The sequence below is a fragment of the Streptomyces sp. R41 genome, assembly GCF_041053055.1.
GTDB lineage: Bacteria > Actinomycetota > Actinomycetes > Streptomycetales > Streptomycetaceae > Streptomyces.
This window is the reverse complement of record NZ_CP163443.1, coordinates 9,616,658-9,631,470: the sequence shown is the minus strand read 5'-3', so window position 1 is coordinate 9,631,470 and position 14,813 is coordinate 9,616,658. Positions and strand designations below refer to the sequence as shown.

Below are 14,813 nucleotides of genomic sequence, written 5' to 3'. Positions count from 1 at the left end.
CCGGCCCCGTCGGCGAAAGGTGAGGAAGAGCGGTTCAGCGCTTCGACCAGGCGAGTGCCGGTCCCATCGCGTAGCGCTTGCGCAGCTCGTCGGCGACCCGCCGGGAAGCAGGGGGACGGCCCTTCTTCGGCGCGGGTTCGGCTGGGCGTTCGCTGGGGGGCTCCTGCACGGACACGAGCGAGCTTGCGACGTCGCTCCGGACATCGCTCTCGGCCGAAGCGTCCGGGCTGGATTCACGGTCGGACGACGAGGCGGGGAGGTTCTCCGCCGGGGACACCGACTCCTCGCGTAGTTGCCTCTCCAGCGAGTCGAGCCGGTCCAGCATGGGCGTGTCAGGCTGGGGCAGTACCATCGTGGGATGGTCCTTCGGCGTCGTCTCCTGAATCAGAGCGCGCCGTGCCCGGGCCGGACTCGTACCCAGTAGACGCAGCAGATCGGCACACTGCCGGGTCACCTCCTCCAGGGAGGGGCGGTCCTCCGCCCTGTGCGCCAGCATGGCCGATACGACGGGGGTCAGTTCAGCAGGCAGCCCGGACAGGTCGGGGCCGATCTCGGCGTTGACCACCTGAGCGGCCACCGCCTCCCACCGGGCGCCGTCGTACGGATAGTGCCCGGTCGCCGCGTACAGAAGGACCGTGCCCAGGCCGTACACGTCAGCGGCCCGCGTCACGTCCAGCTCACCCAGGGCCTGCTCGGGCGGCATGCAACGCACCGTGCCGATGACCATGCCGGCCTGCGTGAGCGACCCATTGGACGCCCCGACGAAGGCGCCCAGCCCGAAGTCGATGATCACCGGACCGAAGTCACCGAGGACGACGTTCTGCGCCTTCAGGTCGCGGTGCACCAGACCCGCGGCGTGAACAGCGGCCAGCCCCTCGGCCAGCAGCGCGCCGAGGCTCGCCACGAGTGGCGTAGACAGCGGACCCTGGTCCTTCACGACATCGGAGAGCGGACGGCCCGGAACGTAGTCCATGGCCAGCCAAGGCTGCTCGGCGAACGGATCCGCCTCAATGAAACGGGCCACACGGCCCGTTCCCGAGATCGTGCGCGCGATGGTCGCCTCGCGTTCGAAGCGGGCGCGGGTGTGCGGATCCGTGCGGTCGGGCCGGATCACCTTCACGGCGACCGGTTCCCCCGCGACCGAGTAGGCGAGGTACACCTCCCCCATCCCGCCCGCGCCAAGCCGCCGCTCGACGAGGTACGGACCGATACGCGAAGGCAGAGTCGCGCCGCTCACCGCACACCCCCTGACTCCCGCAACGACAGCACAACCTCGCTCGGCGCATGCATGCGCTCCGCCGTAGAAGAAGCAAGGCACGAGGGGCATGGACACCGACGAATCACCGCTACAGCCTACTGATCGGCATCCCCCAGGAGGAAGTGATCACATCGGACTGGGTCAAGCTTCCGGGCTCTATGTCCGTAATCATGCTGCTATGAATGCGTCTCAGTGATCTCAGGGAATGTCACCCCGGTCCGTCCAGATTCCGCAGCAGGGCCCACAGACCGATACGTGGCTGCCCTGAGAGCAGGCCCGGCGGACGCAACAGGCTCACAGCCCGATCGACGCCACCTGACCTCCACCGGCTCGGAGCGTCAGAAGCCGGTCACATCCTGGTACTCGTCTTGGTACTCCGCGGGCCCTCGCTCGGCCGCCCGCCCCACCTAGTGGGCCTGCTCGGAGAAGCACAGCGCCGGTTGCTTCTCGTTATCGGTCGCCATGCCGATCATCGTCCCCACTACCTGCGATCAGCAGCCCTGGCCAGATTCAGCCGATGTGCCCCGGGCGGATACCAATCCGCAGGTTCCATGACTATCAGGGCTGGTCATCCCACTCCGCCAGGAGAGCGTCAGCAACTCCTTCCTCGTAGACAGCCGCCTGATGCTCCTGCATCGCATTGCTCAAACGCGGGTCCCATGAAGTGCTGCGGGCCTTCCCGGACAAGGCGACATGGTCGTCTTCGGTCCGGAGCCCCTCCAGATAGTCCTCAGCGCTCATCTTCCAGGGCTCGGCTCCGTAGCGGCCGATGAGTTGATTGGTCATGTCGATTCCCGGCCAGTCGAAGTCCCCGTGGTAGAAGAGCTGGCCTCCACCGTTGACGATCAAGCGGGCCAGTCGGTGGAAGGCCGTTGACGGTCGGCCTTCGGCGCAGATCAACGGCGGGCTGCTCGCGCCGAGTTCTCCGGCGGCGCGGCGGAGGACGGCTGGGTTCTCACAGACGTACACCCGCGGCAGGTGAACAGTGACAGGCAAGGTGACCAGTTGGTGGAGTGTGACGTGGAAGGGGGTGCCGTATCGAGCCGCGTCGGTGAGCCACTCCCCCAGCCCTCGACCAGTCGCCGGCAGATTGAGGACGAGGACACGGCTGGCCAGGTCGTCGACGATGACGTCGAACGCGTCCCAGAGCTCGCGTCGGGCCTCGGCTCCTGCCTCGAGCGGAACTCTTCGTGCTGCTGCCAGCGCGCGGAGTACGAGGGTCGGCAGTGAGCCTTGGCCAGGGTTGAGGGCCTTGGTGTTTCCCGTGGTGGCGTCGGCCAAGGCGGCCAGCATGACCGGGGGCGACCCGCTGGCGCGGGCATAGAGGTATTCCAGAACGCGGATGGCCTGGCTGAGGAGGCGTTCGTCCTTCTTATTGATCAGCCCAGTGATCGTCCCGTCGGAGGCTAGGCCGCTCAGCCACTCCTTGTACCAGGGGTTCTCGACGTGGAGCGCGCTGGCCTCTCCCTCGGCCAGCAACTGCTGGCGGGCCTGATCGATGGCGCTCCGTTCGTCGGCTCGAAACCGTAGTGGAGGACCAATTCGTTCCAAGACGTCACGGAGTGAGGCTCCGGTGACGTTGCGGACGTTCTGGTCCAGTGCCTCGAGTGGCAAAGAAACTCGGCGGACGTCCGCAGAGCGATACGCGCCTGTGATGCCGATGATGGCGTTGCGCTCATCTGTCGTTGGATTCGTCAGGCCGATGGAGCCGGTGATCTCACCTCCATTGCGTTCAAGAGAGCGCCGGGCGGCCCCAAGAAGGCGGCGGAACTCGGGGCCGCGATAGCGCTCGTATGCGTCGGGCGTCGGCAGGCTCATTACTCCCCCTCGTTTTCCTCAGTGCCGGTGTCTATGGGCTCTTCATCAGGCACGTCGGTGAGCAACCCCGCGTGGGCCGGAACGTGGCGGCTTGGCCGGAAGTTGAGCAGCTCGGCGGCCAGATCTTCGGATCCGGGGTATCCGACGTCGTCGAGGATCTGTTCGCCATCCCAGACCAGCAGCATGGCGGAGACAGTGTGCGATGCCTCGTCGTGCTTCATGTCGTAGTGCGAGATCTGCGGCACGTCGGGATACGTGATCCACAGGTCGTAGCCGGTCATGAAGAGGTCGAGGTCGAACTTGGCCGTGAGGGCGAGCAAGTCGGGGCGGTACTTCTCGTCGATGCCGGCGAACGCCTCGTCGAGGGCGATCAGGCGTGGGCAGGTGGGGTAGGCGGAACTGTACTGGGCGTGGGCGGCGGCGAAGAGTGGCAGGTGGATGGAGGCGGACTTCTCACCGCCGGACATCACACTGTGTTTGGCCTTGGTGAGAACTTCTCCTTTCTTCCTCTCCTCCTCACTCATGCCCGGGCGGAACAGCCGCAGTTCGAACTTGCGCCAGGATCGGTAGTCCAGGACTTCGGCGATCACGTGTTGGTAGCTCTGCTTTTTGTCTACGGCGGCCTTGGTGCGGATCTGGCTGCGCAGGTGGGAGCGGAGTTCGGCCAAGCTCGCGGGGGCGAGTCCGGACGCGTCCTTCTCCAGCAGTTTGCTGACGGCCTTCTGGGAGTCGGTCAGGCTGTCGGAGACGACCCAGTGGATGCCGACCGTCGTTCCGGACGACATGGGCCTGGCCCGGGTGTCGGCATCCATGTTCCTGACCAAATCGCGGGCCGCAGTGGTGCGGCTGTGAATCTGCTCGGCGAGCCCGGTCAGCAAGCCGTCTTCAAGGACGGTGCGTTCCTTCTCCTCCAGCAATACCCGCTGGTCGGCGAGTTGTTCGGCCAATCGGCGCCCGAAGTCCGCCACCGGCGCCGGGCCTTCGCTGTCGGTAACCCGGGCCAGGATGATGTCGCCGGCCTGCTCCCACTCGAAGAGGTAGCCCTGATCGGATCCGAGCAGGGCGCCTTCCAACGTGGTGATGGCCGTTGAAATCTTTGTGGTGGCGGTCTTCAGGAGGCTCTCGGTGATACGGCGGCCCTGAGTGGCTTCATCGAGTGCGTCGACAAGGGAGATGACGGTCGTAGGGACGGCGCTGCGGGCTGCCTCGATGCCAGTGACCGAGGTGTCGTGGGCAGTCAGCGTGTCCATGAGTCGCCGCACGGTCTCCTCGGCAGATGGCCACACTTCGCGCGGTACCCAAACGGTGTCCACCACTGTGTCGAGGAGGCCGAGCAGGTCCGGCCGGGCATACGGCTCAAGGGTGAGGGTCGTTCGTACCTGCTCACGCACGGCGGTCGTCAGGACGTCGCCGACGAACTCCAGAGTGTTCTTGGCCTTCATGAGCCGGTCACGCTGGTCTTCGACGTCCTTCACCGCCCGCCGGTGTGCCTTCTCTGCTTCCGCCAGCTGCCCCTCAGCCACCTTGATCTTCTGGAGGATCTCCCGGAGCGGTGCTTCAAGCGTCTCTTGCCGCGTACGTAGCCGCTCTTCCAGGACGGCGAAAGCACCCTTGCGTGTCTGCAGCTGCTCGGCCTCCTCGGCGTAGGTCTGCGCCTGCCCTTCGATAATCTCTTTGCGGCCCGCGAGGTCCTTCTCGGCCTCATCAATCTGTTCTCGGCATACCGCAAGCTCCTTGCCGGCAGCGCCGAAATCGGTGACTGCCTGGGCTACACCTTTCAGTTCCTCACGGGTCGTAGGAAGCCGCGCGGCAGTGGCAGCTTGTCTCAACAGCCGCTTCTTCTCGTGTGCACGGGCAACAGCACCATCAAGGTCTTTGCGAGCCTTCTCAAGGCGACGGCGAGCCCCGGCGAGATTGCCGGCGATCACCGCCACCTGGCGTGCCGCTTCGTCGATCATCTGGGTGCTGGGAAGCTGGCAGCGCGCGCGGTCGAAGTCGTCGAACACCTCCTGGGCGTCCTGCCGTTGACCCTCGGCATCTGTGAGCTGGGTCTCCACCACGGTGATGGCCCCATCGAGGCGGCTCAGCCGCTCACGTCGGCGTGCAGCCCGTGCAGTGGCTCCGATGTACTCCGGCTGTTCCTTGGGATGGGCACCGACCTGAACGCCCAGGGAGAAATGCGACCCGACGGTGATGCAAGGGGCGCTATCCGTGTCGATGTCTCTGTCAGCTGTCGGAGCTTCGTCCGTGACACCGATGGAAGCGAGGACGGCTTGCACACCTTCGGGGCTCACATGTTCCTGGTCTTCGACAACCAGGATGTCGGCCAGTGTGCTCCCGCTGGGCCGTTGTGTGACGGGCAGTGGACGCAGATAAGCGTCGGCCACCTTATCGCGCAGTGCCTGGTCGGTGGCCTCCGAGCCGGGGTGCAGCCATGCGGTGAGCAACCCGGCCGCGTACAGGGCGCCTTCCACCGCGGCAGCGTGGTCATCGGAAATGTGATCGGCGAACCGTACGAGCTGCCACAGCGGAGCGCCTGGCCTTCCCTCTCTGTTGGCGGGTCGCAGGTCGCTGAGCGGAGGTGCCTCGTCTTCTTCAGCCGCCACCCTGTCTCGCTCGCTTCGCGTCTTGTGCAGGGCGTCCGAGATGTCGTCGTACTGCCTCTTGAGCGTTTCGACGCGGGTGAGGGCTGCAGTTCGGCGCTGATCAGTGAGAGAGCGGAAGACCTCAGGCAGCGGGGTCGCTGCCGGCTCTCCTGCGGCGGCCAAAGCAGCGAGCAGGGGTGCACGGTCGGCGGGGCAGAGAACCGCGGCTTCGCCGTCGCCGGTCCAGCGAGCGATGACTTGGTCGAGATCCTGGGCGGCCTCTGCGCGCGCCTGGCTGAGCTGATCGGCGGCGGCAGCTGACTTCTGCTCGGTCTCCGTGAGTTCAGCAGCTGCGATATCCACACGTTTTTGCTCGCGGCCCTGATCCTCCATAGCTTGCTCGACTGCGGTGAGATGGTGGCGCACATCCTCGAGTTCGGTTTCGCGCGCGGTCGTGTACCCGACGACGTGCGTCGGGAACGCGGCATCGAAGTTCAGTGCGTCCTCTTCGAGGACGATGCCGGAGCGGCGTGCCGCGTCCAAGAGGTCTCGGGTGTGCCGTGATGCGGCTGCGTTGAGTTTCTCGCACCGGTCGCCGACCTTCCCTGCCTCACCCTTGAGAGTGGCCAGGTGCCCCCAAGCGCCGTTGAGGAGGCGGTCGCTGTCTTTGATGCCCTGGCTCTCGTCGCGCACTCGGTCACGTAGCTCGTCGAGGTCCTTCTGCTGCGTAACGGCGTCATGATTCCTGAGGGTGGCGAGACGTGTGCCGATCTCTTTGCACTGCCGTTCACCGGTGTCCCGGCGTTGCCGTGCCTCAGCCAGTTGCCCGTCGGCGGTGCGCCGTTCCTCCGCTGCCTGAAGGATCTTGTCGCACTCATCGGCCGTGGCCTGTGTGCGCTCCTTGACCTGGTCTACGCGGTCTCGGGCGTGGACTTGCAGGTAACTGGTGTACTCACGCAGGAAGTTCTGTACGGCTGTGTCGGCCCCGGCCAAGGCATTGAGGAGCGCCTGGATCTCTGCGAGGTTCTCGAAGTCCCGGGCGGCTTGCTTGATCAGGTCTTCGTCGACGGGGCGCAGACCCGCGGTGAGGGTGTCAGACACCTTGACCGGATCCAGGTCCTTGGCCAGGAGAGGGCGCCGCAACTGGAGCAGCAGGTTGATCAGTTGGCTGTAGCGCTCTCGCCCAAGGCCGAACAGCCGGTCGTCGATGGCATCGCGATATGCCTCTGCCGTCTCGTACGTGGCATCCTCGCCCAGCAATTTCGCCAGTGCCTTTTCCCGCAGCGGCCGCGAGGCATCGTCCAGGAGACCAAAGTCGAGGCCCATGCGGCCATCGGTGACGAAGTAGAAGCGGGCCGGCGAGGGCATCGCTTTCGTCACTCGCATGCCGATGCCAGCGGTAACAGCCTCGATGACCTTGCCGTCAGGCGCAGTGCGGGCGAACTCCATCCATACATAGCCGTATGCGGACTCCTGCTTCTTGTAGAGCAGGTTCGATTTCATGGTCCGTTCCTCGCCACTGAACGGATCCAGCCGTCGCGCGTCTAGGACGCCGTCCAGCACGAGGGGGAAGAGCACCTCCAGGGCCTTGGTCTTGCCGGATCCGTTGTGCCCGCGCAGCACCAGGCGACCGTCGGCGAAGACGAACTCCTCGTCGATGTAGTCCCACAGGCCGATCACGCCCGCACGCGTGGGCTTGAATCGGGCCTCCGGATACTCGGCATTGCGGGGATGCGGGATGAGCGTCATCGAGAGGTGTCCTCAAGGGGGAAGTCGAGGGCGAACTGACCTTCGTACGCAGGTCGAGGCAGCACGGCGGTGATATTGCGGTAACGCGCCGCGGCAGGGCACACCAGGATTCCCCCAGGGACGAGGTGCACCAGGCGCAGGTCTGCCAGCAGAGAGAGGGCCTCGGCCAGGAGCCCTCCGGGATCGCCCTGCCATTTGTTGGTGAACGAGGACGGACCGAACTCCTCGTACAGCTCGGTGATCATCTGCTCCAGCACACCTTGCTCAACGAACGGCAGGCCCGCCCGCTGTTCGCCTGCGTCGGCTTCCGCTCCTGGTCCGTGTGTCCCTTGGCCGTTGTCTGTCTGCGGGTCATAGGCGAGGGCTTCGAGCGTGCCGGCCTCGGGCAGGGCCATGTCGATGCGACTCAGCAGGTCCGCGTGTTCTTCTCGCGGGTCAGGTGGGAGAAGGCGCTGCAGGCTGCCGGAACGGTCGGGGTCCTCCTGCAGGTCCGCGATCTTCGCCAGTATCAGACCGGCGGTCCGGTTGACTGCTCCTCCTCGCCCCGGGAAACGCTTGTCGGTGAAGCGCCCCGTGGTATCGACAAGCATGATCCCCTCAGCCCGGCGCTCGACGGGCAGACCGGTCAGACGCGCGATGTCCTCGGCCAGAGTGGGCTGGCGCAGCGCGATCGCGGTTTCCGGGTCGATGCCGGCGAAGTAGACCACCGGGTGCTCGATGAGCATCCGTCGGGCCCGCTGGGCAGCCAGACGCCGACGCGGGTCCCGCCCGGTGCCCGCGGTCGGGGTGTCCAGCAGACCGTCGGCACTCGTCAGGTGCTGCAAGGGCCTGTTGGGCTTGAAGAGGGCTGCGCAGGTGTCGTGGTCGATGTCGAACAGCGCGTCCCCACGATCGTGGTCGCGGGCCCAGTCCTCGGTGGAACCGTCGGAAATCCGCAGCGCCCCTCGGTCGACCAGCCAGTCCATCACGTCAACGACCGCGTCCTTGTGGCCCGCTGCCGTCGCGTCGAAGCCGAGATACTCGATGGCGTTGGCGTACGGAGCAAGGAACTTGACGAGATCGGCGAGGGTGATCTCTATCCGCGACCGGTTCAAGCACGCCAGGACCAGACACAGGTATGCGAGCCGCCGCCGGTCGAAGGGCTTCTTACTCTTCACCGTGAGAAACGCCTGGCTCTCGTCGAAGGTATCCAGCCGCCGCAGCAGGCGAGCATGACGGGCACTCGTGGACAGCGTGTATCCGAAAAGGTCCCGGAAGTCCTTCGTCAGTTCGTCGGCCCACTGCAGGACCGACGCAAGCGCCTTGGTCCGCGGGTAGGTCTCGGTGACCACGCTGTGCAACAACATGAGCCGGGCCGCCTGCTGGTACGAGCTGAGGTCCGCGGGCTCCACGGATGCGGCTACGCGATGGGCAGGCATCAGGGCGCCTCCGATCCAAGACGGCGACGCATCGCACCATGGGGCTTGATCTCCAGGGCGAAACCGGGCAGGTGCAGCGTGCCAGTTTCGGTCCGCACGCGACTCCCGCGTTCGCTGGGCACGAGACGCAGCGTCAGCACATCGCTGCTGCCGGTGCCTGAGCGCAGACGTCCCGCGACGACCGTTCGCGCCTCCAGGGCGCGGGTCAGCAGCTTGAGCACGGCGCGAGTCTCCGCGTGGTTCAGTACTCGATCATGAGGTCCGTGCTCCAGGAGCGTTTCCGCCGCGCTCCGTTCCGCGGCCCGCTCTGCCAGTTGCGCCTCGCGCAGGCGGGCGTGCGCGCCCCGGGACCTCCGCACCGGCTGCGGACCTCCCTGCGCCGGCCTCTTACCGTGCTTGAAGAGGCTGACGCTGATCTCCACACCCGGCGCCTCCCACCACGTCGAACGCGGCGAGATCTGGTCGTCATTGTCATGGGCGCCCGAAAGATGCCGTACGGCGCGCAGATCGAAAGCGGCGGCGACCAGAGCGTTCGCCGCTTGCTCATCCGGTGCCGCGGCAGCCCACGCTGCCAGATGCCGCAGCTGAGTAGTGCGGCTCACGCCGCCTCTGCGTGACTCCGTGACCTGCCTCAGCAAGGCGATGACCCCAGAGATCGCAGTGCGGGTGGCGCCCTGCAACTGATCTGCCCTGGACCCGCCCGTGCCATCGGCCAAGAACCACTGCCGCAGCCCCATCCAGCGCCTCCGCCAGTCCTCCAGCCGTACAGCCGGGCGCATCATGGGCCGTTCGTCCGCTGCGGCAGCCCGCTCCAGCAGCGTCTCCACCCCGGTGTCCTCCACCTCATGCACAGCCTCAGCCAGGCGGGGCGCATAGCGTTCCAGTTCGGCCGTGAACTCGCTCATGTGGGCAAGCAGTGCATGCTTGTACCGGAGGAACGTCTCGGGGGAGATGTCCGTCGTACGCACTACGTCGTTGAGCGTCAAATAGAAGCGCGCTGCCCGTTGGGTCATGTCCTCCAGCACGCTGTCGAGGCGGGTGAGCTTGCGGTAGACCTCGTCCTGGTCACCCTGCCGGTTCGCGGTGGCCAGGGCCTTGAAGTCCGCCAGGATGTCGGCGAAGACCAGACGCGACAGGTTTGCGTCCTGGACCCGCGACCCGATGACCTCTTCCACCGCGCAGTAGACGCGGTAGCCGATCTCCGTGAACTGGTACACCGACTGGCGATTGCGGTAGGCGGCCAGATTGCCGCACCGCGTCGCATCCTCCACCTTGTAGAGGACCTGTTCATCCTCGGCCGCGAGGTTGTCGAGCATCGCCCGCAGGTTCAGGTCCGTAGCACTCGGCACCTCGTCGTGCGCTGCCGCAAGTTCACTCAAGGACTTCGCCACGTCATCGGTGTGGACCTGAACCTGGTGCACAGCCCGCAGCACATTCATCGCCCGCAGCACCCACAGGTACGCGACGTGGTTATCGCGCTGGGTGAAGTTGAACAGTCTGAGCCGGTCGCCCACCGTCAACGAATCTAAATCGAACGACTCTGCGATTCCCGAGTCATCACGCTGCAGCACCTACACCGCCCCTCGTTCACATCTACTGCTCCTACCCTGACAGTTGCCACTGACAATCACGCTGGAGTATCCGGAAACCGGTCGCCTCTGAGGCTGCTCAACGGCCAAGCCGCGAGGCAGCGATCGTGCGAGAAGCCGCTTTCAGATCGGGTGAGTTGATAGTCGCTGGGCTGATGGAGCCCGAAATGGCCGGCCAGAACTCGCTCGGGGTCGGCACGGCTTCGGACGGCGGCAGGGAGGAGCACGGCACTGGGCTCCGGGTTCACCTGATCGCGTCAGCCGTTGCAAGCGGAAAGCCCTCATGCCGCGAGCGCTCAGCCCCTGGACACGGTGGCCTCCCCTGGCAGATCACACGGGGGAGGCCACCGTCACAATGCATGCGGACGCCGCCTCGCCGGCGACCGGAAGGCGAGACGGGGCGACATCCGAGCTATGCGTCGGATCGCCTCACCCCAGCCATCAGGTCTCGAACTTCACTGGAATATATGCCCCCTGGTTTCGATTGTTCGTTTGCAGTGATCGAGGCAGAGCCGGGGAGATACGTGAGCGACCTGAAGGTCTTCAGGGTGAGGGGTAGGCAGGCTACCGAGATACCCGGAGCCTCCGTGGGCGTGGAACGCGATCTGCAGACTCTCATCGAGGCCAATATGGAAGCGATGCTCGGCATCCGCTTCCTGGTGACCGAGTACCGCACCGGTCGTCACCGGGGCCGCATCGACTCGCTGGGCCTGGATGAGAGCGGGACGCCTGTCATCGTGGAGTACAAGCGCACGCGCGACCAAAACGTCGTGAACCAGGCGCTCTCGTATCTGTCGTGGCTGCACGACCACCACCACGAGTTCGAGAGCCTGGTCAGGGAGAAGTTCGGCGCCAGGGCGGCCGAGGAGATCGACTGGAGTAATCCCCGAATCGTCTGCATCGCCGGGTCGTTCACGCACCACGACACTGTCGCCATCGAGATGATCGGCCGCCGGATCGACCTGGTGGGCTACCGCGTGTTCGACGACGTGCTCACGCTCCAGCTCGTAGCTTCGGTTGCCGGCGCTGCTCTCCCGTCGCGGAGGAGAGCCCAGAACACGCCTCGCCCCTCCGGGCCGGGCTCGGCAAAGTCGGTGCAGCAGTACCTCGACGAATCCCCGCAGGGCCTGCAGGAACTGTATGCGGACCTCGACGAGGTTCTCCTCTCGCACAGCGACGTGCAGAAGGAGACCCAGCTCCACTACATCGCGTACAGGCGGATCAAGAATGTCGCCACGGTGCGCGTTCAGCCTCGCAACCGAGTGCTCGTAGTCAATCTGAAGCTGGATCCCGACACGGTGGAGATGCAGGACGGCTTCTCGCGGGATATCCGCGGGTTGGGGTGCCTAGGCATCCGGGACGGCATCGAGGTACGGATTGGATCGCGTGAGGATCTCGATCGGGCGGGTGGTCTGATCCGGCAGAGCATCGAAGCCTCCTGATGCGAAAATCCCGACCCACTGTCGTGACGATGCGTCTCCTTCCGGTGGAGGCAGGTTGCGACCGCGCGACCGTCCGACAGGGGTCCGTCAGGCGGAAGAGTCTGATGCTCGTGCTCGAGGCAACACATCCGGGTGCCTGTCGGTGGACCCCCAGCGTCCTACTGATTCCCGGGCTCGGATCGCACCAAGGCGACACGACGTCAGCCGGACGGCCACGACCCGATTTTCACGCCAGCAGGGTGGGGACGCCAGCCCCCGGATTACTGATTCGTCCCACGGTCAAGGGCGGTTGCGTCACACGAACCTGGTGACGCAACCGCCCTTTCTTGCGTCCTGGCCCCAGTGACGGAGCTTCTCGCTCTCACTCCTCAGGTCCGGCGAGCTCGAAGTCGTCCTGCGTCAGAGCATTGTGGAGACGCTCCTCTGCGATGTCGGCGTAGTGCTTGGAGAGTTCGACCCCTATGAACTGGCGACCTTCTCGCAGGGCTGCGACGCCGGTCGTCCCAGAGCCAGCGAAGGGGTCCAGGACCGTTCCGCCCGGCGGGCAGATCTTCACCAGCTCCTGCATCACCTCCACCGGCTTCTGCGTAATGTGCACGCGGCCCTTCCGGGGCTGGCTCGCCGTGTAGAGACCGGGCAGGTAGACGGGGTTGCGGTTGGCGTCCACAGATCCCTTGGTTCCCCACACGATGTACTCGCACGACTGCTTGAGCCGGCCCTTCTGCGGCCGGGAGACCGGCTTGTGCCACGACGCGATCCCCCGCCATGTCCACCCGGCGGCCTGGAGCGCGTCCGTCGTCGTCGGCAACTGCCGCCAGTCGGTGAAGACGAGCGCGGTGCCGGACTCGACGGTCGCGCGATACGACTCGGTGAGCAGGAGGGTGAGCCAGAACCCGTACGAGCGCTGGTCTCGGTTCTCTCCGGGGAAGTTGGCGAGGTCGTGCTCGGCGTCGGCAGAGGTGTACTTCGCGCGCGCGGAGCGGCCGGTGCGCTCGCTGCTCGTTCGGCCGCCGCTGTTGTAGGGCGGGTCGGTGATCACGGCATCGACGCTGTTATCTGGGATGCCAGCGAGGGCGGTCAGCGCGTCGCCTCGGTACAGGGTGTACGGCATTGCGCACTTCTCTCTTTCAGGGAGGCGGTCGTGCGCACATTTCTCCGCTCACGGAGGGCTGCGCACGTCGATATGGGTCGCTCCGCGGAACGGCAGAAGCAGCTGCAGCTGCAGCTGGGAGCAATGCGCTGGAGGTTAACTCCAAATTCCGGCCGCACCCAATGAGTCGGATCTCTACTCAGCAACCCCAAACCGCCCGAAGCACGGGCCGTTTGGCACGGCCGGATTTCGTCCCTACAGTCTCGCCGTGTTCGCAGGAAGAGACCTGGTTCCATCCCTGCTGAGCTGTGCCGATACGTGCTGTTCCGTCCAGACAGCAGCATGCCTAGCACCCCACCGACTGATTTCCTAATCGACGAAGGGGACTCCCCCATGTGGCGAGTGAGATTACGAGCGCGGCTGGCTGCCGCTTTCCAGCAAGGGTCCAGCGGCCGGGAGTTAGCAGCTCCCGGCCCTGGTTTCCCCGCCTCCCCCAGGGACGCGAATTCATATCCGGCGCGGTGCCGGTGGCCTTTTCGACGAGAACGCTGCGCCGCGCTGCCTACGAGCAAGGAGCTGTCGATGCAGCATGCCCAGGCGCGCCCCTCCCCAGGGCCAGATTCCCTGTCTCGCCACTTGGCGTTCGGGCAGCGCCCGTGAAGAAGGTCGTTGCCATAGCAGGGGCCGTGGCGCTCGGCCCGACGTTGTTGATCGCACCGGTCGCCGTCGCTGTGGCTGGTTCCAGCAGCGCCCAGGCCTCCTGTGCCGCGGACGGTGCACAAACGGTGGACAGCGCGGCGGTCGCGAAGCAGGTGGAGTCGATCCTCAAGGGGAACGGGAAGAAGTCCGTGTCCGTTTCGGGGCTGGACGAACCCGAGAAGCAGATACCGAACGCCGAGACGATCCAGGCCACCGGCGTCGCGATGAAGGTGCCGGCGAGGGGGCAGATCGTTGCCCTGGCCACGGCACTGCAGGAGTCACGACTGCGGAATCTGGATTACGGCGATCGGGATTCGCTCGGCCTCTTCCAGCAGCGTCCCAGCCAGGGCTGGGGTACGGCCGCGGAGGTTCGTGATCCGGTGCACGCCTCGACGAAGTTCTACGAGGGCCTGCTCAAGGTCTCGGGCTGGCAGTCGATGACCATCGCCCAGGCCGCGCAGGAAGTTCAGAAGAGCGGCTATCCCGAGGCGTACGCGAAGTGGGAGCCGCTGGCCACCGCTCTCCAGAAGGCCATCGCCAAGGCCCTTGGTCAAAGCGGGAGTTCCGGCAAGGACAGCGACTCGGGCAACGAGGTCGAGCAGACGGGCTCCTCGGCGACTACCGAATGCGGCACCGGCGAGGACGGCTCCTCGTTCGGCGCGATTCCCGCCGGGTCCGTTCCCGAGGGCTACAAGATCCCGGCGACTGCGCCCAAGTCGGTGCGTACAGCGATCCGTTGGGGCCTTGGCCAGCTCGGTACGCCGTATCAGTGGGGCGGCTCGTGTTCCGCTCCGCACGGCCAGGACCCGATGGGCCGGTGCGACTGCTCGTCGCTGATGCAGGCGTCGTACAAGGCCGGCGGTGTCTCGCTCTCCCGGACGACATACACGCAGGTCAGGGAGGGCAAGGAGGTCAGCGTCGATGCTCTCAAGCCGGGTGACCTCCTGTTCACCCGCGGCACCGCCAAGGTGCCGGAACACGTCGGGATGTTCATTGGCCAGGGGCTGATTCTGCAGGCCCCCAAAACCGGTGACGTGGTCAAGATCTCGACCCTCGCCGACTGGCGCGCAGACATCGTCGCCGCCCGCCGAGTCGTCTGACCGGCTTCTTCTCCCCCTCCCCTCGCTCCATCCCCTCTCGGGCCCTCGCGTGCCCAAATTCGCAC

8 protein-coding genes are annotated in these 14,813 nt (G+C 65.8%); 2 read left to right on the top strand and 6 right to left on the bottom strand.

Annotated elements, in window-relative coordinates; translation table 11 throughout:
* Nucleotides 1–34 precede the first annotated feature (34 nt).
* The 5 genes from AB5J53_RS43740 to AB5J53_RS43720 all read right to left on the bottom strand — a co-directional run bounded on the left by AB5J53_RS43740 (nucleotide 35) and on the right by AB5J53_RS43720 (nucleotide 10,399).
* Nucleotides 35–1,237, bottom strand: a complete 1,203-nt coding sequence (locus tag AB5J53_RS43740; RefSeq protein WP_369251136.1) for a serine/threonine-protein kinase — start codon at nucleotides 1,235–1,237, stop codon at nucleotides 35–37.
* Nucleotides 1,238–1,816: 579 nt separating this feature from the next.
* A complete protein-coding gene (locus AB5J53_RS43735; protein WP_369251135.1) occupies nucleotides 1,817–3,076 on the bottom strand; it encodes a TIGR02679 family protein in 1,260 nt (419 codons plus the stop codon).
* Nucleotides 3,076–7,410: a TIGR02680 family protein gene (locus AB5J53_RS43730; RefSeq protein WP_369251134.1), complete on the bottom strand. Its 4,335-nt coding sequence runs from the start codon at nucleotides 7,408–7,410 to the stop codon at nucleotides 3,076–3,078. The genes AB5J53_RS43735 and AB5J53_RS43730 overlap by 1 nt, the downstream gene beginning before the upstream one ends.
* Nucleotides 7,407–8,828 carry a DUF2398 family protein gene (locus AB5J53_RS43725; RefSeq protein WP_369251133.1) on the bottom strand — a complete coding sequence of 474 codons (1,422 nt, stop codon included), beginning with the start codon at nucleotides 8,826–8,828 and terminating at the stop codon, nucleotides 7,407–7,409. Before AB5J53_RS43725 ends, AB5J53_RS43730 begins: the two co-directional genes overlap by 4 nt.
* The gene (locus AB5J53_RS43720; protein WP_369251132.1) at nucleotides 8,828–10,399 is read right to left on the bottom strand and encodes a TIGR02677 family protein; all 1,572 of its coding nucleotides are present in this window, start codon (nucleotides 10,397–10,399) and stop codon (nucleotides 8,828–8,830) included. The genes AB5J53_RS43725 and AB5J53_RS43720 overlap by 1 nt, the downstream gene beginning before the upstream one ends.
* Before the next feature lie 542 nt (nucleotides 10,400–10,941).
* On the opposite strand from AB5J53_RS43720, the gene AB5J53_RS43715 reads away from it, so the two are divergent.
* Entirely contained in the window at nucleotides 10,942–11,859 is a 918-nt protein-coding gene (locus AB5J53_RS43715) for a DUF5655 domain-containing protein (protein WP_369251131.1), read from the top strand.
* Between the two features lie 361 nt (nucleotides 11,860–12,220).
* On the opposite strand, the gene AB5J53_RS43710 is transcribed toward AB5J53_RS43715, so the two are convergent.
* On the bottom strand, nucleotides 12,221–12,970 hold the full coding sequence (locus AB5J53_RS43710; protein ID WP_369251130.1) for a site-specific DNA-methyltransferase: 750 nt from the start codon (nucleotides 12,968–12,970) through the stop codon (nucleotides 12,221–12,223).
* A 635-nt stretch (nucleotides 12,971–13,605) separates the two neighbouring features.
* Here AB5J53_RS43710 and AB5J53_RS43705 point away from each other — a divergent pair.
* Nucleotides 13,606–14,748, top strand: a complete 1,143-nt coding sequence (locus AB5J53_RS43705) for a C40 family peptidase (RefSeq protein WP_369251129.1) — start codon at nucleotides 13,606–13,608, stop codon at nucleotides 14,746–14,748.
* The last annotated feature ends 65 nt before the right edge of the window (nucleotides 14,749–14,813 follow it).

What these genes read in the sequence shown, in the direction of transcription:
- AB5J53_RS43735 (WP_369251135.1), bottom strand. Translation starts at nt 3,076, where the DNA reads ATGAGCCTGCCGACGCCCGACGCATACGAGCGCTATCGCGGCCCCGAG.
- AB5J53_RS43725 (WP_369251133.1), bottom strand. Translation starts at nt 8,828, where the DNA reads ATGCCTGCCCATCGCGTAGCCGCATCCGTGGAGCCCGCGGACCTCAGC.
- AB5J53_RS43710 (WP_369251130.1), bottom strand. Translation starts at nt 12,970, where the DNA reads ATGCCGTACACCCTGTACCGAGGCGACGCGCTGACCGCCCTCGCTGGC.
- AB5J53_RS43730 (WP_369251134.1), bottom strand. Translation starts at nt 7,410, where the DNA reads ATGACGCTCATCCCGCATCCCCGCAATGCCGAGTATCCGGAGGCCCGA.